Genomic DNA, 22,424 nt, shown 5'->3' on the forward strand with positions numbered 1-22,424 from the left:
CTACGTCGCCGGCTCGATGGACGTCGCCGAGCCCATTCACGAGGTCGCCCAGGACGGGGTGCGGTTCGGCGTGCCGGCCGTCGCCGTCGCCGAGGCGCTGGCAGTGCTCGACGACCCGGCCGACCGGGCGGTGCTGCATCGGCTGCTGGACCGCTCGGCCTGCGCCGTGCTATCGACCTGGGGTGAGGACTGGCAGGAGCTGGCCTACTGGCGAACGGTCACCGGCCGGGTGGATCTGGCCGCGGCGGTCATGGCCGTCCTGGAGCACGACGCCTGCGTGCTCACCGGCGAGGGCAAGGCGTACGGTGACGGTGGTGACCTGCCGGTGATCCGCTTCCCGGCCTGACCGGACGGGGTTGGCGCTGAGCGGTCAGGTGCGTTCGATGACCACCACGGGGATCTCCCGGTCGGTCTGCTGCTGGTAGCGGGCGTACGTCGGGAAGACCTCGGTCATCAGCTGCCACAGCCGGGGCCGTTCCTCGGCGGTGGCGGTGCGCGCCCGGGCCGGGAACGTCTCCGCGCCGACCTGCACCCGCACCTCGGGATCGGCGCACAGGTTCAGGTACCAGTTGGGGTGCCGCTGCGCCCCGCCGTTCGAGGCGACCAGCAGGTAGCGGTCACCGTCGCGGCCGTAGATCAGCGCGGTGCGGCGCAACGTGCCGGAGCGGCGGCCCCGGGTGGTGAGGAGCAGGGTGTCGTAGCCGTGGTACTTCCCGCCGTCGGCGCCGTCGGTTGCCAGGTAGCGCCGCACGTGGCTGGCGACCCACCCGACGGGGCTGTCCTCAATGGTCTCGGCCATCGGGCCAGGGTAGCGGTCTCAGCGGTAGTCGGCGGTGACCCGGACGGCGCCGAACCGGGGGAAGATCCGGCTGACGGTGAAGTCGTGCTCGTCGGCGGCGAAGCCGGACATCGCGTCGGCCACGAACTCCAGCTCGTAGCCGTGGTCGCTGGCCGCCCGGGCGGTCGACTCGACGCCCATCGTGGTCACCAGCCCGGCCAGCACGACGGTGTCGACCCCGCGTCGGCGCAGCTGCTCGTCCAGGTCGGTGCCGTGGAAGGCGCCCACCGTCCGCTTGACCACGGCGATGTCGCCCGGCGCGACCAGGTCCTCGGCGAAGTCGCTGCCGGGCGGCTGCTCGGCGACGCCGGGCCGCTCGACGCGGACCTGCACCACCGGTTCGCCGGCGGCCCGGAAGGCGGCGGCGAGCCGCCGGCACCGGTCGAGGACCTCGGCGCCGGTGTGCGGCGCCAGGTCGAGGGCGATGATCCGGGGCATCAGGTCGATCAGCACGAGGGCGCGGGTCACGTTGATGATCATATGCCGCCGGCCCCGGCCCCTCGCGTGACGCGGGGACCGGGGCCGACTCCGGGGCACGGGTGAGCTACTGCGACGCCGGGACCGGCACCAGTTCGTCCGCGCCGGCCGGTACGCCCGGGGCGGCCCCGGCCCGGCGGCGCCGGTGGGCGGACGGGACGGCCAGCGCCGCGGCCATGGCGGCCAGCGACAGGGCGGTGAGGACCAGGAAGCCGAGGGTGAAGCCGGCCTCCCGGGGCAGCCCGTTGGCCTGCGGGTGGGCGGTGATGATGCCGCTGACCACGGCCGCGCCGATCGCGCCGCCGATGGTACGGATGTTGGCGTTCATCCCCGAGGCCACGCCGGTCTGCCGGGCCGGGACGTTCTGCACCACCAGGTTGGCCATCGAGGCGAAGGCCAGCCCGATGCCGAGACCGAAGAGCCCGGCGACGAGCGCGACCTCCCAGCGGGTGTCGTGCGCGACGGTCAGCAGGGCGAGCGCCACGGCGCTGACCGCGGCGCCGCTGACCAGCTGGGCCTTGGCGCTGAACCGGGCCTCCAGCCGGCCGCTGACCACGCCGGCCAGGAACATGGTGACCAGCATCGGCAGCATCAGCAGCCCGGCCTCGGTGATGCTGGAGCCGAAGCCGTAGCCGGCCAGGGTGGGCGTCTGCGCGAACTGCGGCAGGAACGCGAAGACGGCCATCATCGACCCGCCGTAGAGCAGGGCGGCCAGGTTGGTCGTCCAGACCGAGGGCAGGCGCATCATCCGCATGTCGATCAGCGGGTTGTCGGAGCGGATCTCCGCCACCAGCCAGCCGGCCAGCAGCACGGCGGCGAGCGCCAGCAGGCCGAGCACCGGGCCGGAGGTCCAGCCCCAGGTGGTCGCCTTGCTGATCGGCAGCAGCAGTGCCACCAGCCCGGCGGAGAGCAGCACCGTGGCGAGCCAGTTGATCCGGCCCGGGGTGCGCACCGGCGACTCGGGCACCAGCAGGTGCGCGGCCAGCGCGGTCAGCCCGACGATCACCATCGGGATCCAGAACAGCCAGCGGTAGTCGAGCGCGGCGACGATCGGCCCGGCCAGCACCACGCCCACGCCGCTGCCGGCGGCGATGATCGCGGAGATGACGCCGACGGCCGAGGAGACCCGCGCGGCGGGAAACTCGTCGCGGATGATGCCGAACGAGAGCGGGAAGACCGCGCCGCCGATGCCCTGGACGACCCGGGCGACGATCAGCACGCCGATGCTCGGCGCGACCGCCGCGAGCAGGCAGCCGACGGCCAGCGCGACGAGGGAGACGACGAGCATCCGCCCCTTGCCGACCATGTCGCCGACCCGGCCGAGGATCGGTGTGAAGATCGCCGCTGAGAGCAGGTAGGCGGTCAGCACCCAGGTGACGGTGTTCTGTGAGGTGTGCAGGTCGTGCTGGATGGTGGGCAGCACCGGGGTGATCAGCGACTGGAGCATCGCGAAGAACCCGGCACCGGCGGCGAGGACGAGGAAGGTCAGCCGACGCGAGCCGCGTCGGGGTGTCACTGCCACGGTTGGAACTCCAAAGACGTGAGGTACGGGCGCCGGCGACGGTGGTCGCCCGGCGTGGTCGTGGTCTGTGGGCCGTCGATCGCCGCGCGCCGGGATCGAGCAGGGGAGCCGGAGTACGCTATCCGGAGGCACGGCTCCGGTCAGTTCCGGAGGGGTGCCTCCACTAAGGTAACGGAGGGATGCCTCCGGATGCAACCGACGAGGGGTGACCTGCGCCATGACCAACGGTGAAGAGGTGCCGGCGGTCTTCGCGCGGCGCCCCAAACGGGCCGACGCCCGGCGAAACTACGACGCGCTGGTCGCCGCCGCCCGCGAGGCGTTCGCCGAGTGCGGCGCGGGCGCCTCGCTGGAGGAGGTCGCCCGGCGGGCCAAGGTCGGCATCGGCACCCTCTACCGGCACTTCCCGACCCGGCGCGACCTGTTCGAGGCGGTCTACGTCGACGAGGTCCAGGCGCTCTCCCGCTCCGCGGCCGACCTCGCCGACCTGCCGCCGTGGGACGCGCTGGTCGCCTGGCTGCACCGGTTCGTCGGCTACGTGGCCACCAAGCGGGCGCTCGCCGAGGAGCTTGTGCACGACTCCGAGGTCTTCCGCACCTGCCGCGTCGAGATCTACGCGGCCGGCGCGCCGATGCTGCGCCGGGCGCAGAGCGCCGGCGCGGTGCGGCCGGACGTCTCCTTCGACGACGTGCTGCGGCTGATCAGTGGTCTCACCATGGCCCAGTTCACCGCCCCGGAGCAGCGCGACCGGGTGCTCGGCATCGCCCTCGACGGCCTCCGGCAGCCGGCGAACTGACGGCCGCCCGCTACCGGGCGCCGCGCCGGGCGGGTTCAGCGGTCGGCCAGCACCAGCCACTCCTCGTCCCACCGCTGTAACGGCGGTCCCGGCCGGCCGGGACCGCCGGACGGGCCGACGCGCGTGCGGGGAGCGCCCGGCCGCGGCCTCCCGCCTCCCTGCCGGCTGACAACCCGTTGCGGGGCAGGGGAAAGCAGTGCTCCCTTGTGGAGATTCGGGGAGCGAAATGCCGGATTGCCTGCTCTGTGGAACAACGGGTTACCGGCGCGTAACTTTACATTGACGTTTCTGGATTGTGACGCGCATCATCGTCCCACGGTCGATCGGACACCCCACCCGTCTCCCCGGTTCGCCGGGTGCCTCCCGTCGGAGGTGCAGCCATGCTGCTCCGAAAGATCGTCACCGCCGCCGCCCTCGCCACCGCCGCCACCCTGCTCGTCCCGGCCACCGCCGCCGTCGCGGCGCCGGACCGGGCGGACGCCGCACCCGCCGTCACCGCCACCGCCGCCGCCAACCCGGTGATCGTCGTCGGCGGCCTCAGCGGAGTCGCCGTCGCCTACGAACCGCTCGCCGCCCGACTGCGCGGCGACGGGCACCGGGTCTTCATCTACCAGTTGCCGGGCCTCGGGCTCGGCGACATCCCCGCCTCCGCCCGCTCCTTCGCCGGGTACGTCGAGCAGGTCCGCGCGGCCACCGGCGCGGCCAGAGTGGACCTGGTCGGCCACTCCGAGGGCGGTCTCGTCTCCCGCTACTACCTCAAGCGGCTGGGCGGCACCGGCGCCGTCGCCCGCTACGTCAGCCTCGGCTCGCCCCAGTACGGCACCTACGTGGCCAACATCCTGAAGTTCCTCGGCCTCGGCAGCTGCGCCGGCGTGGTCGCCTGCCAGCAGATGTCCATCGGCTCGGCCTTCCTCGCCGACCTCAACGCCGGCGACGACACCCCCGGCACGCTCCGGTACACCACGGTGCGGACGCTCCAGGACGAACTGGTCCGGCCGGTGGACCACGCGCTGCTCAACGACGGGTCGACCAACGTGCTGATCCAGTCGTACTGCCCGCTGCGGGTGGTCGGCCACCTCGGGCTGGTGCTCGACGGCACCACGTACACGGTGATCCGGGGCGCGCTGGCCGACGCCCCGGTCCGCCCGAACTGCTTCGCGGTCTAGCCCGGCCGCCGGGCGGGCGGGGCTGTCCCCGCCCGCCCGGCGCCGCTCAGACCGCCTTGGTCAGCGCCGCGAACTCGTCGCCGGTCAGCCTCACCTCCGCCGCGGCGACGTTCTCCTCCAGGTGCGCCACCGACGACGTACCCGGGATGGGGAGCATGACCGGCGATCGGCGCAACAGCCGGGCGAGCGCCAGTTGCGCGGGCGTCGCGCCGTGCTCGGCGGCGATCACGTCCAGCGGCCCGCCGGCCGGGCCAGGTTGCCGGTGGCGATCGGGAACCAGGGGATGAACGCCAGGTCGGTGCCGGTGAGCTGCATCGCGCCGTAGCCGAGCCGGTCCCCGGAGGTCCCCGCCGATCCGGTCAGGTGCCGGCCGCCGTCGCCGGCCGCCGGTCGCCGTCGATTGCCATCAGTCGTGGTCCTCTCGTCTCCTGCGGCCGAATCTCGCCACCGCGCCGGGCGTGGTGTCGGCTTTGCGCTCGCCGGCCGTCGTACCGGTCTGCTACCCCTGATGAGGCACGGCGGAAGCCGACCGGGGAGGCTGGATGTGGCGACGGAACAGTGACCCGGTGGGCCGGCTGCGCCAGCGGCTGGACGCGTTCGGTTCCACCATGGACCCCCGGCACGTGCTCGACCCGGGGGCGATGCGGGACGCGGACGCCGTAGCCGACCTCATCTCGCGGGCCGTCCGCCCGGACGGCATCGACGACGGCACGGCGGAGGCCGTCTTCCTCATCGCCTGCCTGCACTGGTACCGCTACCAGGTGCTGCCGGCCGGCCAGGACCAGGCCGACCTGGACCACGCGGTCCTGCTGACCGAGATGCTGCTGAAGGCCGCGCCCGAGCGGGTGCCCCCCTCGCTGGTGGCCCTGCTGCGGGTGCACGGCCCCCGGTCCACCGCCGCCCGCGCCGCCGTGCCGGACCAGCGCGCCGCGCCCCGCGACGCCACCGCCCGCACCGCCCCGGGCGGCTCTCCCCGGGCCGGCTCCGGCGGCCCGGGCGCGGCCGGCGGCTCGGGCGGCGACGAGCCGATGGCGCTGTTCCTGGAGGCGGTGCGGCTGATGGGCGGGGCGGAGCGGACCGGCGACTACCGGGTCGCCGAGCGCGCCACCGACCTGCTGCGCCGGGCCGTCGCCGGCACGCCGGCCGGCGACCCCGCCCGGCCGCACTACCTCTCCGCGCTGGGGCGGGTGCACCGGGACACGTTCCTGCACCTGGGCCGCGCGCCCGACCACCTGCGCCGGGCCGTCGAGGCGCACCGGGAGAGCCTGGCGGCCACCCCGCGGGGCGACCGGGAACGCCCGGTGCGGATGTTCAACCTCGGCAAGGTGCTCGGCGACACCTTCGAGCTCGACGGCGACCGGGCGGCGCTGGACGAGTCGATCACCCTGCTCGGTGAGGCGGCACGGGCCGAGGCGGACCCCCGGATCCGGGCCACCGCGCAGGCCAACCTCGGCCAGCGGCTGCGCGACCGCTGGCGGCTGCGCCACGACCCGGCCGACCTGGATCGCGCGGTCGACGCCCTGACCGATGCCGCCGAGAAGCAGGGCGACGGGCGGATCGCCGCGGTGCTCGGCACGGTTCTCGCCGAACGGTTCGTGCTCTCCCCGGCCGCCACCGCCGACCGGGACGCGGCGATCGCGGCCTACCGCTCGGCGCTGGCCGCCGGCGGCCTCGGCCCGGACCTGGAGCCGGTGGTGCGGGTCGGCCTGGCCGCGCTGCTCGGCGCCCGGCACGAGGCCGACGGCGCCCCGGCCGACCTCGACGCGGCGATCGACGCCTACCTGGCCGCCGCCGGTGCCGGGCCGGACCGGGACGGGCTGCGGCACGCCGCCGGCAAACTGCTGGAGACCCGGTACGCCCGGGACCGGCGCGCCGACGACCTCACCGAGGCGGTCCGGTTGCTGCGGGCCGGCGTCACCGGCGCCCCCGACGACACCGAGCGCGGCGTCCGCCTCGCCGACCTCGGGTACGCGCTGAGCCACTGGCACGCCGCGCTCGGCGGGCTCGACGCGCTGCGCGCCGGCGAGGACGCCTGCCGCGAGGCGGAGCGGTTGCTCCCGGCCGGGCACCGCCGCCGCCCCGACGTGCTGAACAACCTGGGCAACCTGTGGCGGGAGATCGCCGACCGGACGGGGGCGGCCGACGGGTTGGAGCCGGCCGCCGCGCTGCTGCGGGAGGCCGTGGCCGCGGTCGGGCCCGACTCGCCGAAGCTGCCGGCGTACCTGTCCAACCTCGGCCTGGTGCTCCAGGCGATCTTCGGGCGGACCCAGGACCTGGCCACCCTGACGGAGGCGGTCGACGTGCTGCGCCGGGCGCTCGCCCTGGCCCCGGACGGGCACCCGGACCGGCTGCTCTGCCTGACCAACTACGGTGCGGCGCTCAACCGCCGGGCCGAGGTCAGCCTCGCCGCGCCGGGCGGCGCGGCCGCCGCCGAGCCGGACCTGGCGGCGGCGGTGGTGGCGTTGCGCGAGGCCGCGGAGCTGACCGGCCGGGGCGCGGGTCCCGAGGAGCTGGGCAAGGTGCTCGGCACGCTGGCCCTGGCGCACCTGCAACGCCACCAGGCCAGCGGTGACCCGGCCGCGCTGGACGAGGCGGTCGACGCGCTGGAACGGGCCCGCGACGTGACCGACGTGCACTTCCCGGAGCGGCACCGGCTGTTGACCAACCTCGGCAACGCGCTGCGGCTGCGGTCCCGGCTGCCCGGCCGCTCCGCCGACCTCGCCGCGGCGGTCCGGGCGTACCGCGAGGCGCCGGCCAGCCTGCCCGCCGGGCACGCCGGGCGGACGACCTGTCTGGCCAACCTGGCCACCGCCCTGGACGAGGCCGCCGCCGTCCTCGACGGCGGCGACCCGGTCCTCGGCCGCGACGCCGCGCAGCGGGACGATCCCGACGCGGCGGGAAGCGGACCCGTCGAGCCCGACCCCGGTGCGTGGGCCGACGCCTCACCGGACGGGCTGCGGGCCGAGGCGCTGGCCGCGCTCCGGGAGGCCGCCGCCGTCGAGGCCGCGCCCTCGCTGCTGCGGGCGACAGCCGCCCGGCAGTACGCCGCCCTGGCCGAGCACCTCGGCGACCAGGCCGCCGCCCTGGCCGGGTACGCCTCGGCGATCGAGCTGATCGACCTGGTCGCCTGGCACGGCATGGACCCGGACGACCAGGCCCGGCTGCTGGCCCGGTTCCCGGGGCTGGCCGGGGCCGCCGCCGCGTGCGCCCTCGACGCCGGGCGGCCGGAGCACGCCGTCGAGCTGCTGGAGTACGGCCGGGGCGTGCTGCTCGCCCGGGTCCGGGACGCCCGGGTCAGCCTGGACGCGCTCCGCGACCGGGCACCGGAGCTGGCCGACCGGTTCGCCGAGGTACAGGCAGAGCTGGACGGTCTCACCTCAGCCGGCACGCCGGAACGGCGGCACGAGCTCGCCGTCCGGCGGCGGGGGTTGCTGGCCGACATCCGTCGGGTGCCCGGGTTCGCGGGTTTCCTCCGGCCGCCCGCCTTTACCGAGCTGGCCCGGGCCGCCGGTCGGGGGCCGGTGGTGCTGGTCAACGTGGCGCGGCGCCGGTGCGACGCGCTGCTGCTCGACGGCACCGGCGTCCGGGTGGTCCCGCTGCCCCACCTGACCTCGGCCGACCTGGTCACCCGGGTGGTCGGCCTCATCACCGCGGTCGGCACGGCCACCGCGCTCGCCGCCGGGGCCGCGCCCGGCGGGTCCGGCGCCGCCGGTGGCGGCCCGGCCGAGGCGCTGGCCGACCAGCGGCGCCGACTGGCGGCCCGGCGCACCATCACCGAGACGCTCGACTGGCTGTGGCAGGCGGTGGCCCGGCCGGTCCTCGACGACCTCGGCCGCGCGGCCGTCGACGCCACCGAGCCGCCTCGGCTGTGGTGGTGCCCGACCGGGCTGCTCAGCCTGCTGCCGCTGCACGCCGCCGGTCCGCCGGCCGGCGACGGGGTGCTCGACCGGGTCGTCCCGTCGTACACGGCCTCACTGCGGGAGCTGCTGCGCGCCGACGACGGCCCGCCGGCCGGCGCCGGGGTGGACGCGGCGCTCTTCGTCGGCCTGCCGCAGACCCCGGGGCTGGCCGACCTGCCCGGCGTCGCCCGGGAACAGGAGATCGTCACCGCGCACCTGGCCCGGGTCCAGCCGCTGACCGGGTCGGCGGCCACCCGGCGGGCCGTGCTGGACGCGCTGGCCGGCCGCCCGGTCGCCCACCTGTCCTGCCACGGCACCCAGGACCTGGCCGCGCCGGCGCTCGGTCGGCTGGCGCTCGCCGACGGCCCGCTGCACGTCCGCGACCTGTGGCAGCTCCGCGCGCCCGGGCCGGCCGGACTGGCGGTGCTCTCCGCCTGCGAGACGGTACGCGGCGGCGCGACCCTGCCAGACGAGACGATCAGCCTCGGCACCGCGTTCCAGCTCGCCGGGTTCCGGCACGTGATCGGCTCGCTCTGGTCCATCTCGGACGCGGTCACCGCCCGGCTCTGCGCCCGCCTCTACGCCGGGCTGGCGGTGCCCGGCGCGCCGGGCCGGATCGACCCCGAACGGGCCGCGTCCGCCCTGCACGCCGCGGTACGCGAGACCCGGCACGCGCTCCGCGAGGCACCCGAACTCTGGGCCGGCTACGTGCACGTCGGCCCCTGACCGCCCCGACCTGCCCGGCGGGCGGGGCGCCCGGCCGGCCGTCCGAGTGGCGGCTGCCCGTCCGAGCGGCGGCGGCCGGGGAGGGTCCGCCCCGTCTACCGCTGGGCGGCGGGTGCGCAGGCCGGCACGGCCGTGATCGAGGTGGTGGCGGTCAGCGGCACCTGGACCGGCCCCGCCGCGGTGGCGACCGTCAGCGCCCCGCCGGCCGTTCCGGTCACCGTTCCGCAGACGGTGCCGGTGCCGGTGCCGACCTGCACGAACGGCCCGGTGCGCGGCGGCCCGTACCAGGTCACGCCGACCGCCGCGACCAGCAGCGCGGCGCAGAGCAGCACCAGGCGTACCCCGGTGCGCAGGGCGCGGACCGCGGCGACCGCCTCCTGGTGGTCGCCCGTCGGCGGGGGCGGCAGCGCGGCCACCGGCGTCACGGAGAGCCGCCCGTGCGCGGCGCGCAGCAGCGCCAGCGCGCCCACCGCGCCGCAGACCAGCGCGGCCAGCAGCAGGACGCCGACCAGCGCCGCCCAGCCCGCGGCGAGGGTGCCCACGTCGGTGCGGCCCCGGATCAGGCTGAAGCCGACCAGGGCGAGCAGCAGGGCGCCCAGACCGTTGCGCCAGGCCAGCGCGGCGGACCGGACCCGGTCCAGCTCGGCCCGGAGCAGCCCGGCCAGCGCCTGCGCGTGGCGCAGGTCCGCCACCGTCGCCGGCGGCCCGGGGCGCAGCCGGATCACGGCTCGACGTCCAGCCGCAGGGTCCAGTACGCGCCGCAGCCGACCTGCCCCTCGGACCGGTGGGGGTGGGCGACCTCGCAGGTGCAGAAGACCGTCCGGTAGGCCGCGGCCGTCGGCGCGGTCGCCTCCCGGGGCGCGGGCACCGCGGCCGGCCCGGCCGCCGGGCTCGCCACCGGCCCGGCCCCGGCGAGCGGCGGGGCGGGCGGGGCGTCCCGGCGGAAGACCGCGTCGACCAGGGTGAAGGTGATCGGATCCTGGCAGCGCGGGCAGCCGCCGCTGAGCACGACCGCCGCGTCGAACTGGCGCACGGTGAAGGTGGCGGCCGCCGCCAGCGCGTACGCCTCGTCGGTGACCTCCGCGTACGGCAGCGGCGCCGGTTGCGTCCGCGCCCGATCGTCCATCCGCGACCTCCGATGACCAGACCGTGACCGGACCGTCCACGGTAGTCGTCCGGCGCACCCGGGTCAGCCGACCTGCCGGCGGGCCGGGCGGTCCGTCGTCCCGGGCGGCCGGCTTCGGCGGTGCGCCGCCGGCGGGCGCAGTTGGCCCGAGCGACCGCGCGCCGGGACCGCGCGTGGGACGCTGGGCGCAGGTTAGCGAGATCCGGCGGAGCAGGGGGGCGTCATGGCCGGAGTGCCGCAGGTCGACTTCGCGCTCGACACGTACGAGTGCATCGTGCTGTATCCCGGCGCGGCCGGGCGGGCGCTGCCGGCGGAGACGGTCCAGCGGTTGCAGTCCGAGCACGGCGAGCACATGCAGGCGCTGCAACGGCGGGGGATCATCCTGGTCGCCGGCTCGGTGGACGGCCCGGCCCGCAACCCGGAACCGCCGATCGGCTTCGGCCTGGCCCGCACCGGCTCGGTCGACGACGTGCGCAGCGTGATGGAGGCCGACCCGGCGGTGCAGGCGGGGCTCTACCGGGTGGATGTGATGACCTTCCTCTGCCCGGCCGGTTCGCTGGAGTTTCCGCTGGCCAAGACGGAGAGCTGAGCGGGGCGGATCCAAAGGTGGCTGTCGTCGTCGCGACGGCGCCCGGCCGGTGCCCGGTGCCACGGTGGCGCAGCGAGGAGCACCATCCGGGCGCGCCGGGTGCCGGCGGCCGGGCCCGGTCGAGGAGTCGCCATGACCTCCGCCACCACCCCCGGTGTCGAGTTGGGCCGCCGGCGGGAGCACCCGGGCGCCGGTCCGCGGTGGGGGCGTACGATTCCCGGCGCGCGGTCGCCGATGCCCGCCACCTCAACGTTCCCGGCGCGGGTTCCGCCCGCCGGCTGCGCGCGGATCGCGCGTCGTTGGACAATTTGTTCCGCAGTCCCGCAAGGGGTCGGCCCGAAGTGCGACCCGGAGGAGAGACTAGCCTGATGGGCGTGACACGCCGCGCGAAGATCGTCTGCACTCTTGGTCCTGCCACCTCGTCGCCGGAACGGATCCGGGGGCTCGTCGAGGCGGGCATGAACGTGGCGAGACTCAACTTCAGCCACGGCAGCCACGAGGACCACGAGGCGGTGTACCGGCTGGTCCGCGAGGCGGCGGAGGCGGCCGGGCGGCCGGTGGCGGTGCTGGCCGACCTCCAGGGGCCCAAGATCCGGCTGGGCCGGTTCGCCGAGGGCCCGCACGAGTGGCGCACCGGCGACTCGGTGGTGATCACCGGCGACGAGGTGCTCGGCAGCAAGGACCGGGTCTCCTGCACCTATCGGAAGCTGCCGCAGGAGGTCAAGCCCGGCGACCGGCTGCTGATCGACGACGGCCGGGTGGCCGTGGAGGTCACCGACGTCACCGGCAACGACATCCGCGTCCTGGTCACCGAGGGCGGCCCGGTCTCCAACAACAAGGGCGTGTCGCTGCCCAACGTGGCGGTCAGCGTGCCCGCCCTCTCCGAGAAGGACGCCGAGGACCTGCGCTTCGCCCTCGGCCTCGGGGTCGACCTGGTCGCTCTCTCCTTCGTCCGCTCCGCCGACGACATCAAGCTGGTACACGGGATCATGGCCGAGGTCGGGGTGCACCGGCCGGTGCTGGCCAAGGTCGAGAAGCCGGAGGCGGTCGATCACCTCGAGGCGATCGTGCTGGCCTTCGACGGGGTCATGGTCGCCCGCGGCGACCTCGGCGTGGAGCTGCCGCTGGACCAGGTCCCGCTGGTGCAGAAGCGCGCCGTGCAGCTGTGCCGGGAGAACGCCAAGCCGGTCATCGTGGCCACCCAGATGCTCGACTCCATGATCGAGAATTCCCGGCCGACCCGGGCGGAGGCCTCCGACGTCGCCAACGCCGTGCTCGACGGCGCCGACGCGGTGATGCTCTCCGGCGAGACCAGCGTCGGCAAGTACCCGGTGCTCACCGTCAGCACCATGGCCAAGATCGTCACCACCACCGAGTCCGGCTCGATCGGGGTGCCCCGGCTGCAGCACGACCCGCGTACCCACGGCGGCGCGCTCACCGTCGCCGCCTCCTCGATCGCCCGGGCGATCAGCGCCAAGGCGCTGGTCGCGTTCTCGCAGACCGGCGACACGGTGCGACGGCTCAGCCGGCTGCACTGCGACCTGCCGCTGCTGGCCTTCACCCCGGTGCCCGAGGTGCGCAACCAGCTGGCGCTCTCCTGGGGCGTGGAGACCTTCCTGATGCCGTTCGTCGAGCACACCGACGACATGTTCCGCCAGGTCGACCAAGCGCTGCTCGGCCTCAACCGGGCCAACCCCGGCGACTACGTGGTGATCGTCGCCGGCAGCCCGCCCGGCACCCCCGGCTCGACCAACACGCTGCGCGTACACCAGCTCGGGTCGCTGGTCGACGCGGCGTCCGCACGGGCGCTGCAGTGACCACCCCCGGGGCCGTGGTCGGCCAGGCCGCCGTCGACCAGCTGCTGGAGGTCCTCGACCTCACCCCGACCGGCGAGATGACCTTCCGGGGGATCAGCCCGCCGGTCGGCCCGCAGCGGGTGTACGGCGGCCAGGTCGCCGGTCAGGCGCTGGTCGCCGCCGGCCGGACGGTCGACCCGGAGCGCACCGTGCACTCGCTGCACGGCTACTTCGTGCGGGCCGGCGACCCGGTCGAGCCGATCGCCTACGAGGTGGAGAACATCCGCGACGGCCGCTCCTTCTCGGTGCGCCGCTGCGTCGCGCTCCAGCACGACAAGCCGATCTTCTTCATGTCGGCCTCGTTCCAGCGGGCCGAGGAGGGGCTGGACCACCACGCCCCGCTCCCGCCGGACGTGCCCGGCCCGGACGACGTCCCGACCATGACCGACCGGCTCTCCCGCTACCCCGAGCGGCTCGGCATCTGGGGGCAGATCCCGCGCCCGATCGACGTGCGCTACGTCGGCGAGCCCGGCTGGGTACGCCCCGGTGACCGGCCCGCCGACCCGCACCAGCGGGTCTGGATGCGCATCGACGGCAAGCTGCCCGACGACCCGCTGCTGCACGCCTGCGCGCTGGCCTACGCCTCCGACCTCACCCTGCTGGACTCGGTGCTCTCCGTGCACGGCGAGGTCTGGGGCCCGGGCGGGGTGGTGGGCGCCAGCCTGGACCACGCGCTCTGGTTCCACCGGCCGTTCCGCGCCGACGAGTGGTTCCTCTACGACTGCTGGAGCCCGTCCGCGTCCGGTGCCCGGGGGCTGGCCACCGGCCGGATGTTCACCCGTGACGGCCGGCAGATCGCCAGCGCCGTCCAGGAGGGTCTGCTGCGCCGCGTCGGGGCGTGAACCGGGCCGCGCACCGCGTCCGGCCGTTCGGCCGAGGGGCGATCGTCCAGGCGGGGTGACCGGCCGGCTAACCTTGCCGGCATGCGTCTCTCCGCCCGGGTCGACTACGCCCTTCGAGCGGTCGTCGAGCTCGCCTCGGTGACCGGTGGCGCCGGGCTCGGGCGGGGCCGACCGGTCACCGCCGAGCAGATCGCCCGCGCCCAGGAGATCCCGCCGAAGTTCCTGGAGAGCATCCTGCTGCAGCTGCGCCGGGGCGGCATCGTGCAGGCCCAGCGCGGCCCCGAGGGCGGCTACTGGCTGGCCCGTCCGGCGGCGGAGATCTCGCTGGCCGAGGTGATCCGGGTGATCGACGGTCCGCTGGCGCACGTCCGCGGGCAGCGCCCGGAGCAGCTCGGCTACCACGGCGCGGCCCGCGCGTTGCAGGACGTCTGGATCGCCCTGCGAGCCAGCGAACGGGAGATCCTCGAACTGGTCACCGTGGCCGACGTGGCCGGCGGCACGCTGCCCGGGCGGATCACCGAGCTGGTCGCCGACCCGCGCGCCTGGACCTGATCCCGCTCCCCGTTCCGGGCCCCGAGGGCGGGGCGCTGTCGTCTCATTGACCGAGCGGAGGCTTGACCCCGGCGGCGTCGTACCGCATTGTCGACCAAGTCGGTAGGAGATGCCGGAAAGTCGGGGGGCGCCCGTGCGCAAGCTGCTGGTCCTCGCCCTGGTCGGGCTCGCGGCGCAGCTGGTCGACGGCGCGCTCGGCATGGCGTACGGGCTGACCTCCTCCACCCTGCTGCTGTTCGTCGGCGTGGCACCCGCCGCGGCGTCGGCCTCGGTGCACCTGGCGGAGATCGGCACCACGCTCGCGGCCGGGGTGGCCCACTGGCGGTTCGGCAACGTCGACTGGCCGGTGGTGACCCGGATCGCCCTCCCCGGCGCGCTCGGCGCGTTCGCCGGCGCCACCTTCCTCAGCTCGGTCTCCACCGCCGCGGCCGCGCCGTGGATGGCCGGCGTCCTCTTCGCGCTCGGCGCGTACCTGCTGGTCCGCTTCTCCCGGCCGCTGCGGCGCAACCCCGCCGCCGGGCGGGCGCGCGGGCGGTTCCTCGGCCCGCTCGGCCTGGTCGCCGGCTTCGTCGACGCCACCGGCGGCGGGGGCTGGGGCCCGGTGGCCACCCCGGCGCTGCTGGTCGGCGGCCGGATGGCGCCGCGCAAGGTGATCGGCTCGGTGGACACCGCCGAGTTCGTCGTCGCCGGCGCGGCCAGCCTCGGCTTCCTCATCGGGCTCGGCGCGGAGGGCTTCCTGCTGCCCACGGTGGCCGCGCTGCTCGTCGGCGGCCTGATCGCCGCCCCGGTCGCGGCGTGGCTGGTCCGCATCGTCCCCGCCCAACTGCTCGGCGCGGCGATCGGCGGGGTGATCGTGCTGACCAACGCGAGGACGCTGATGCGCGCCGCCGATCTCGGCGCCCCGGCGAGGCCGGCCGTCTACGCCCTGCTGGCCGCCGGCTGGCTCGCCGCCCTGGCGCTGGCGCTCCGGGCACTGCACCGCACCCGGCGCGCCCCGGCCACGGCGGCCACCACGGGCGCGGCCGCCGGCCCGGTCGGTGCCCCGGGGGAGGTCCCGTCCGTCGCGCCCCGCCCGCTCGCCCCGGTCGACGGCTGACCGCCCCACGGCGTCCGCGTGGCGCGGGCGGGACCGGCTACCGCTCGTCGGCGGCGGCGCTGAGCAGCTCCCACGCCTCGTCGACGTGCGCCGGCCGGGTGAGCGGGGAGCCGACGGCCAGGCGCAGCGTGTACCGGCCGGCCACCCGGGTGTGGGGCAGGTGCACCCGGCCGGTGGCGTTCACCCGCGCCAGCAGCCGAGCGCTCGCCTCGTCACCGGCGCGTAGCCGGAAGCAGACCAGCGAGAACGGGTGCGGCGCCGCCAGCTCGAACCGCTCGTCGGCGCGGACGTGCGCCCGCAGCCCCTCGACCCCGTACCAGCGCAGCACGAACCAGAGCTTCAACGCCCGGAACCGGCGCCCCAGCGGCACCTGCCAGTCCCGGTAGTCGATCACCGCTCCGGACTCGGTGGCCGCGTTGCGCAGGAACTCCGGCATCACCGTCAGCGCCTCGATCAGCTCGCCCCGGTCGGCCACCCAGAACGCGTCGCAGTCGAAGCCGGTGAGCAGCCACTTGTGCGGGTCGAAGCAGTACGAATCGGCGTACTCCAGGCCGGCGTGCGACCAGCGCAGCTCCGGGCAGACCGCGGCCGCCCCGGCGTACGCGGCGTCCACGTGCAGCCAGCTGCCGTACTCCGCGCAGACGGCGCCGATCTCCGGCAGCGGGTCGACGGCGGTGGTGGAGGTGGTGCCGATGGTGGCCACCACGATCGTCGGTACGGCGCCGGCCGCCAGGTCCGCCTCGATCGCCACGCGCAGCGCCTCCGGCCGCATCGCCTGGCTCTCCGGGTCGACCTCGACCGGGCGTACCCCGTCGGTGCCCAGCCCGGCGATCCGGGCCGCCTTCTCGATCGAGGAGTGCCCGTGCGTCGAGGTGTACACCCGGTACCGCCGGTCGACGCCGGCGTCGCGCCACCGGCCGCCGCTGGCCCGGTGCAGCGCGGCCAGGGTGGCGACCAGGGTCGCGGAGGAGGCCGAGTCCTGGATGACCCCGCCGCCGCTGCCGCCGGAGCGGAACCGGGCCGGCAGGTCCAGCAGGTCGGCCAGCCAGTCCAGCATCGCCGTCTCCAGCTCGGTGCACGCCGGACCGGTCGCCCAGAGCATGCCCTGCACGCCGAGACCCGAGCTGACCAGGTCGCCGAGGACGCTGGGACCGCTGGTGTTCGCCGGGAAGTACCCGAAGAACCCGGGATGCTGCCAGTGCGTCAGCCGGGGCGCGACCAACGCGTCCAGGTCGGCCAGGACGGCGTCGACCGGCTCCCCCTGCTCGGGCGGGCCCGGCGGCAGCGCCGCGGCCAGGGCGCCCGGCGGGTCCGGCGAGGTGACCGGGCGCCGCTCCAGCGTCGCCCAGTAGTCGGCGATCCAGTCCACCACGGCATGCCCGGCGCGCCGGAACTCGTCCGGGCTCATGTGCTCAGCCACCCGACGAGTCGATCAAGAAACCGCCCCGTCCGGCAAGACCACGGTCGATTGTGTCGGGGAACCGGCCGCCCTAGCATCACTGGTGCGCGGAGCCCGCCACACCGACGCTGACCACGCGCGTCGGGACCATCGCCGCCAGCGCGGCGTACGCCCTCCGCCGGCCCGGGGCAGGCCGGCGGCGCCCGGTGGCCGCGCGCCCGCACCTCTCCGGAGGATCCGCATGCCCGTCATCCCTCGCCGCGCCGTGCTGCTCGCCGCGGCCGTCGCGGCCACCCTCACCGCCGGCGCCCTGACCACCCTCACCGCCGCGGCCGCCGCCGCCGGCTGCCGGGTCGACTACCGGGTCACCGACCAGTGGCCGGGGGGCTTCGGTGCCGACGTCACCGTCACCAACCTCGGCGACCCCTTCTCCGGCTGGACGCTGACCTGGACCTATTCCGCCGGCCAGCGGGTCGGCCAGGCGTGGAACGCCACGATCGGACAGTCCGGCGCGGAGGTCACCGCCCGCAACGTCGACTGGAACGCCGCCCTCGGCACCGGCGGCACCGCCACCTTCGGTTTCAACGCCACCTGGACCGACGCCGGCAACCCGGCCCCGACCAGCTTCGCCCTCAACGGCACCACCTGCACCGGCACCGTCCCCACCGGCACCCCGTCGACCCCGGCGCCGCCGACCACCAGCCCGCCGCCGACCAGCCCGCCGGCCGGCGCCGTGCAGATGGAGGACCTCGACCGGGGGCTGGTCAGCGTCCGCTCGGGCAGCGGCAACCTGGTCTCCTGGCGGCTGCTCGGCACCGAGACCGCCGGCGTCTCGTTCAACCTCTACCGCGGCACCACCCGGGTGAACGGCACACCGATCACCGGCGCCACCAACCATCTCGACGCGGGCGCGCCCGCCGGCGCCGCGTACACCGTGCGGGCCGTCGTCGGCGGCGTGGAACAGCCGGCGTCACCGCCCGCGCTCCAGTTCACCGCCGGCTACCTCGACGTGCCGCTACAGGTGCCGGCCGGCGGCACCACCCCGACCGGGGAGGCGTACACCTACTCCGCCGACGACGCCTCCGTCGGGGACCTCGACGGCGACGGGCGCTACGAGATCGTGCTCAAGTGGGAACCGTCCAACGCCAAGGACAACTCCCAGTCGGGCTACACCGGCAACGTCCAGGTCGACGCGTACACCCTGACCGGCACCCGGCTGTGGCGCGTCGACCTGGGCCGCAACATCCGCGCCGGCGCCCACTACACCCAGTTCCAGGTGTACGACTACGACGGCGACGGCCGCGCCGAGGTGGCCATGAAGACCGCCGACGGCACCCGCTCCGGCACCGGCCAGGTGATCGGCGACGCCTGGGCCGACCACCGCAACTCCAGCGGCTACATCCTGACCGGCCCCGAGTACCTGACCATGTTCGACGGCCGCACCGGCGCGGCCCTCTCCACCGTCGCCTACGACCCGCCGCGCGGCACCGTCTCCTCGTGGGGCGACAGCTACGGCAACCGGGTCGACCGGTTCCTCGCCGCCACCGCCTACCTCGACGGGCAGCGCCCCTCGCTGGTGATGGCCCGCGGCTACTACACCCGTGCGGTCATCGCCGCCTGGGACTTCCGCGACGGCACCCTGCGCCGGCGGTGGACCTTCGACTCGAACTCCGCCGGCAACGGCGCCGCCGCCGGCCAGGGCAACCACAACCTCTCCATCGCCGACGTCGACGCCGACGGCCGCCAGGAGATCGTCTACGGCTCGGCCACCGTCGACGACAACGGCCGGTTGATGTACGCCACCGGCTTCGGCCACGGCGACGCGCTGCACGTCGGCGACCTCGTGCCCGGCCGCACCGGCCTGGAGGTCTTCACCATCCACGAGTCCGGCGGCGCACCCGCGGCCGACCTGCACGACGCCCGCACCGGCCAGGTGATCTGGCAGCGGCCGAACAACGGCGGTGCGGAGGGTCCGGGCCGGGGCGTCGCCGGGGACATCCACGCCGGCAGCGCGGGCGCGGAGTTCTGGGGCGCCGGCACCACCATGGGCAACCTCTACAACGGCTCCGGCGGCAGCGTCGGGCGCAACCCGTCGTCGGCGAACTTCCTCGCCTGGTGGGACGGCGACCCCGTCCGCGAACTGCTCGACGGCACCCGGATCGACAAGTACGGCAGCGGCGGCGACACCCGGCTGCTCACCGCGAGCGGGGTGGCGGCGAACAACGGCACCAAGGCCACTCCCGCGCTCTCCGCCGACCTGCTCGGCGACTGGCGCGAGGAGGTCGTCTGGCGGACCACCGACAGCCGGGCGTTGCGGATCTACAGCACGCCCACGCCGACCAACACCCGGATCCACACCCTGATGCACGACCCGCAGTACCGGGTCGCGGTCGCCTGGCAGAACACCGCCTACAACCAGCCCCCGCACCCGGGGTTCTTCCTCGGCGACGGCATGGCGACCCCGCCGGCACCGGACATCCACCTGCGCTGAGCCCACCCCGCCGGCCCGGTCACGCCGGGCCGGCGGCGGAGGCGGCAGGCACCGGGCCGCGGCCGCGGAAATCCGCACAGCCACGGCCCGGTGCGCCACACCGCGGCATTCCCGACCCGTCCCGACCGGAAATGCCGTACCACCACCGGCACCAACGTTAGGCACGCTCCGCGTCGCGAGGGTGACGCCGGCGTGAAGATCGTGTTTCAGCGGCGCAGGCCGCCGGCCACCTGCTCGGCGATCAGCTCGTACGACCGCACCCGGTCGTCGACGTCGTAGACCAGCGTGGTGAGCATCAACTCGTCCGCGCCGGTGCGGGCCAGCAGGTCGGTCAGCTGCCGGCGTACCGTCTCCGGCGAGCCCATCGCCTGCCCCTCCCGGCGCTGCGCGACGAACTCCCGCTCCACCTCGGTGTACGGGTAGGCCGCCGCCTCGTCCGGCGTGGCCAGCGGCTCCGGGCGACCCGAGCGCAGCTTCAGGAACGACAGCCCGCTCGGTCCGGCCAGCCACTCGGCCCGCTCGTCGGTGTCCGCGCAGACCGCGTTCACCGCCACCATCGCGTACGGCCGCTCCAGCCAGCGCGACGGCCGGAAGCTCTGCCGGTACAGCGCCAGGGCGGGCAGGGTGTGCTGCGCGCTGAAGTGGTGCGCGAAGGAGAACGGCAGCCCGAGCAGGCCGGCCAACTGGGCGCTGAAGCCGCTGGAGCCGAGCAGCCAGATCGCCGGCTGCTGCCCCCGACCGGGAGTGGCGGTGATCGGGCCGGGCCGCTCGCCGCTGAAGTAGTTCATCAGGTCGGCCAACTCGCGGGGGAAGCCCTCCGCCGACAGCCCCTCCACGGTCCGGCGCAGCGCCAGCGCGGTCACCTGGTCGGTGCCCGGCGCCCGGCCGATGCCCAGGTCGATCCGGCCCGGGTGCAACGCCTCCAGGGTGCCGAACTGCTCGGCCACCACCAGCGGCGCGTGGTTGGGCAGCATCACCCCGCCCGAACCGAGCCGGATCGTGCCGGTGTGCGCGGCCAGGTGCGCCAGCAGCACCGCCGGCGCCGACGAGGCGATCGCCGGCATGTTGTGGTGCTCGGCCACCCAGAACCGGTGGTAACCCAGCTCCTCGGTACGCCGGGCCAGCTCGGTGGTGTGCCGGAGCGCCTCGCCGACGGTGGCGCCGGCCGCGACCGGAGCAAGATCAAGAACGGAGAGCGGTACGTCGATCACACGCCTGGCCAACCCGCAACGCGCCGGATCTGTTCCCCGGAGCGACTCAACCCACCCCGCGCGCCTGCTCGAAGATGAGGCTGGTCTCGGTGTGCTGCACCGCCGGATCGACCGCCAGGTGGTCCAGCACGAAATCCCGCAACGCGTCCGCCGACGCCGCCCGCACGTGCAGCACGTAGTCGTCCGCACCGGCCACGTGGAACACCGACACCACCCCGGGCAGGCGCACCGAGCGGGCCCGGAACGCGTCCACCACCGGCCGCTCGTGCGCGGTGAGCCGTACCGACACCAACGCCTGCAGCGGCAGCCCCACCGCCGCCGGATCCACCTCCGCGTGGAAACCCCGGATCGCCCCGCACTCGCGCAGCGCGCGGGTGCGGGCCAGGCAGGTTGAGGGCGCCACGCCGACCCGCTCGGCCAGGGCGTTGTTCGGCAGCCGGCCGTCCGCGGTCAACTCGGCCAGGATCGCGCGGTCGACGTCGTCCAGCGCCGCGAACCGCCGCACATCATTCGCTACAAGGGGCATGGAGCCATCCTCCATCGAATCAGCGCGACGCACCAAGGGCATTTCCCGAATCATCTGCGGAAGTATTGCTACCGATCGGCGTGATGTTCGATGCTCCCCCCATGACGACCGTGGACACCCGAGCCGTGCACGCCGGCCGCGACGACCTCGCCGGCCTCGGCGTCCACGTCCCGCCGATCGACCTCTCCACCACCAACCCGCTGCCGTCGGTCGACGCCGGCGGCGACGCGTACGAGACGCTGGCCACCGGCGGCACCCTCCCGCCCGGCGCCAGCGCCGTCTACCAGCGACTGTGGAACCCCACGGTGGCCCGCTTCGAGACCGCCCTCGCCACCCTCGAAGGCACCACCGAGGCGGTCGCCTTCGCCAGCGGGATGGCCGCCCTCACCGCCACCCTGCTCGCCGCCACCGCCGACGGGCGCCGCCACGTCGTCGCCGTCCGCCCCCTCTACGGCGGCACCGACCACGTCCTCGCCACCGGCCTGCTGGGCACCACCGTCACCTGGGCGGCCGCCGACCAGGTCGCCGCCGCGGTCGGGCCGGACACCGCCCTCGTCGTCGCCGAGACCCCGGCCAACCCCACCCTCGACCTGCTCGACATCGCCGCGCTCGCCGACGCCGCCGGCGACGTGCCGCTGCTCGTCGACAACACCGTCGCCACCCCGGTGCTCCAGCAGCCCGCCCGGCACGGCGCCGCGCTCGTCCTGCACAGCGCCACCAAGAGCATCGGCGGCCACGGCGACGTCCTCGCCGGCGTCGTCGCCTGCGACACCGACTGGGCCACCCGGCTGCGCCAGGTGCGCGCCCTCACCGGCGCGATCCTGCACCCGCTCGGTGGCTACCTGCTGCACCGTGGCCTGCAGACCCTGCCCGTGCGGGTCCGCGCCCAGCAGGCCGGGGCGGAGAAGCTCGCCGGCTGGCTCGCCGAGCACCCCGGCGTCGTCCGCGTGCACCACCCCTCGCTGCACGATCCCGCCGGGCTCGTCGGCCGGCAGCTGAGCGGCACCGGCAGCCTGCTCGCCTTCGAGGTACGCGGCGGCGCGCCCGCGGCCGCCGCCGTCGCCGGGGCCTGCCGGCTGATCACCCACGCGGTCTCGCTGGGCGGGGTGGACACGCTGATCCAGCACCCGGCCTCGCTGACCCACCGCCCGGTGGCGGGGGAGGCCAAGCCGGCCGGCGGACTGCTGCGCGTCTCGGTCGGGTTGGAGGACCCGGAGGACCTGCGCGACGACCTGGCGCGGGCGCTCGCGGAACTGGGCTGACCGCGCCGCCCCGCCCCTACGGTCAGGCGACGGGTGGGCCGGTTGGCGGCCGC

19 protein-coding genes and 1 pseudogene are annotated in these 22,424 nt (G+C 75.5%); 11 read left to right on the top strand and 9 right to left on the bottom strand.

Annotated features, from left to right (window positions below; genetic code table 11):
• Nucleotides 1–16: 16 nt before the first annotated feature.
• Nucleotides 17–346, top strand: coding sequence for a hypothetical protein (locus AC1WTP_RS06790; protein WP_481648468.1), 330 nt, complete (start codon nt 17–19; stop codon nt 344–346).
• A 24-nt stretch (nt 347–370) separates the two neighbouring features.
• On the opposite strand, the gene AC1WTP_RS06795 is transcribed toward AC1WTP_RS06790, so the two are convergent.
• The 3 genes from AC1WTP_RS06795 to AC1WTP_RS06805 form a co-directional block, all read right to left on the bottom strand.
• A complete protein-coding gene (locus AC1WTP_RS06795; protein WP_481648360.1) occupies nt 371–799 on the bottom strand; it encodes a nitroreductase family deazaflavin-dependent oxidoreductase in 429 nt (142 codons plus the stop codon).
• Nucleotides 800–817: 18 nt separating this feature from the next.
• The gene (locus AC1WTP_RS06800) at nt 818–1,306 is read right to left on the bottom strand and encodes an isochorismatase family protein (RefSeq protein WP_481648361.1); all 489 of its coding nucleotides are present in this window, start codon (nt 1,304–1,306) and stop codon (nt 818–820) included.
• A gap of 76 nt (nt 1,307–1,382) precedes the next feature.
• Nucleotides 1,383–2,837, bottom strand: a complete 1,455-nt coding sequence (locus AC1WTP_RS06805; RefSeq protein WP_481648362.1) for an MFS transporter — start codon at nt 2,835–2,837, stop codon at nt 1,383–1,385.
• Nucleotides 2,838–3,054: 217 nt separating this feature from the next.
• Here AC1WTP_RS06805 and AC1WTP_RS06810 point away from each other — a divergent pair, with 217 nt between their 5' ends.
• Nucleotides 3,055–3,630, top strand: coding sequence for a TetR/AcrR family transcriptional regulator (locus AC1WTP_RS06810; RefSeq protein ID WP_481648363.1), 576 nt, complete (start codon nt 3,055–3,057; stop codon nt 3,628–3,630).
• A gap of 380 nt (nt 3,631–4,010) precedes the next feature.
• On the top strand, nt 4,011–4,796 hold the full coding sequence (locus AC1WTP_RS06815) for a lipase family alpha/beta hydrolase (protein ID WP_481648364.1): 786 nt from the start codon (nt 4,011–4,013) through the stop codon (nt 4,794–4,796).
• 46 nt (nt 4,797–4,842) lie between these two features.
• Here AC1WTP_RS06815 and AC1WTP_RS06820 read toward each other — a convergent pair.
• A pseudogene (locus AC1WTP_RS06820) lies at nt 4,843–5,093 on the bottom strand (aldo/keto reductase); the annotation flags it as partial.
• A 245-nt stretch (nt 5,094–5,338) separates the two neighbouring features.
• Between AC1WTP_RS06820 and AC1WTP_RS06825 the strand changes: the two are divergent.
• Nucleotides 5,339–9,421 (top strand): CHAT domain-containing protein, encoded by a 4,083-nt coding sequence (locus AC1WTP_RS06825; protein ID WP_481648365.1) that lies wholly within the window; start codon nt 5,339–5,341, stop codon nt 9,419–9,421.
• 95 nt (nt 9,422–9,516) lie between these two features.
• On the opposite strand, the gene AC1WTP_RS06830 is transcribed toward AC1WTP_RS06825, so the two are convergent.
• Nucleotides 9,517–10,146, bottom strand: a complete 630-nt coding sequence (locus AC1WTP_RS06830; RefSeq protein WP_481648366.1) for a hypothetical protein — start codon at nt 10,144–10,146, stop codon at nt 9,517–9,519.
• On the bottom strand, nt 10,143–10,547 hold the full coding sequence (locus AC1WTP_RS06835) for a hypothetical protein (protein ID WP_481648367.1): 405 nt from the start codon (nt 10,545–10,547) through the stop codon (nt 10,143–10,145). Before AC1WTP_RS06835 ends, AC1WTP_RS06830 begins: the two co-directional genes overlap by 4 nt.
• Before the next feature lie 223 nt (nt 10,548–10,770).
• Here AC1WTP_RS06835 and AC1WTP_RS06840 point away from each other — a divergent pair, with 223 nt between their 5' ends.
• The 5 genes from AC1WTP_RS06840 to AC1WTP_RS06860 all read left to right on the top strand — a co-directional run bounded on the left by AC1WTP_RS06840 (nt 10,771) and on the right by AC1WTP_RS06860 (nt 15,482).
• On the top strand, nt 10,771–11,136 hold the full coding sequence (locus tag AC1WTP_RS06840) for a YciI family protein (RefSeq protein ID WP_447136143.1): 366 nt from the start codon (nt 10,771–10,773) through the stop codon (nt 11,134–11,136).
• A gap of 368 nt (nt 11,137–11,504) precedes the next feature.
• On the top strand, nt 11,505–12,953 hold the full coding sequence (gene pyk, locus AC1WTP_RS06845; protein WP_481648368.1) for a pyruvate kinase: 1,449 nt from the start codon (nt 11,505–11,507) through the stop codon (nt 12,951–12,953).
• Nucleotides 12,950–13,834, top strand: coding sequence for an acyl-CoA thioesterase (locus AC1WTP_RS06850; protein ID WP_481648369.1), 885 nt, complete (start codon nt 12,950–12,952; stop codon nt 13,832–13,834). Before pyk ends, AC1WTP_RS06850 begins: the two co-directional genes overlap by 4 nt.
• Before the next feature lie 81 nt (nt 13,835–13,915).
• Complete coding sequence (locus AC1WTP_RS06855; protein WP_481648370.1) at nt 13,916–14,386, top strand: RrF2 family transcriptional regulator; 471 nt, start codon at nt 13,916–13,918, stop codon at nt 14,384–14,386.
• Nucleotides 14,387–14,519: 133 nt separating this feature from the next.
• Nucleotides 14,520–15,482 carry a sulfite exporter TauE/SafE family protein gene (locus tag AC1WTP_RS06860; protein ID WP_481648371.1) on the top strand — a complete coding sequence of 321 codons (963 nt, stop codon included), beginning with the start codon at nt 14,520–14,522 and terminating at the stop codon, nt 15,480–15,482.
• A 37-nt stretch (nt 15,483–15,519) separates the two neighbouring features.
• Here AC1WTP_RS06860 and AC1WTP_RS06865 read toward each other — a convergent pair whose 3' ends face one another.
• Nucleotides 15,520–16,902 (bottom strand): pyridoxal-dependent decarboxylase, encoded by a 1,383-nt coding sequence (locus AC1WTP_RS06865; RefSeq protein WP_481648372.1) that lies wholly within the window; start codon nt 16,900–16,902, stop codon nt 15,520–15,522.
• Nucleotides 16,903–17,122: 220 nt separating this feature from the next.
• Between AC1WTP_RS06865 and AC1WTP_RS06870 the strand changes: the two genes are divergently transcribed.
• Nucleotides 17,123–19,372, top strand: coding sequence for a rhamnogalacturonan lyase family protein (locus tag AC1WTP_RS06870; protein ID WP_481648373.1), 2,250 nt, complete (start codon nt 17,123–17,125; stop codon nt 19,370–19,372).
• A 206-nt stretch (nt 19,373–19,578) separates the two neighbouring features.
• Here the strand turns inward: AC1WTP_RS06870 and AC1WTP_RS06875 are convergent, their stop codons facing one another.
• Nucleotides 19,579–20,583, bottom strand: a complete 1,005-nt coding sequence (locus AC1WTP_RS06875; protein WP_481648374.1) for an LLM class flavin-dependent oxidoreductase — start codon at nt 20,581–20,583, stop codon at nt 19,579–19,581.
• Nucleotides 20,584–20,629: 46 nt separating this feature from the next.
• A complete protein-coding gene (locus tag AC1WTP_RS06880; protein ID WP_481648375.1) occupies nt 20,630–21,109 on the bottom strand; it encodes an Lrp/AsnC family transcriptional regulator in 480 nt (159 codons plus the stop codon).
• 83 nt (nt 21,110–21,192) lie between these two features.
• On the opposite strand from AC1WTP_RS06880, the gene AC1WTP_RS06885 reads away from it, so the two are divergent.
• On the top strand, nt 21,193–22,371 hold the full coding sequence (locus AC1WTP_RS06885) for a trans-sulfuration enzyme family protein (RefSeq protein WP_481648376.1): 1,179 nt from the start codon (nt 21,193–21,195) through the stop codon (nt 22,369–22,371).
• Nucleotides 22,372–22,424 lie beyond the last annotated feature (53 nt).

It is taken from the genome of Micromonospora sp. R311 (genome assembly GCF_056780015.1).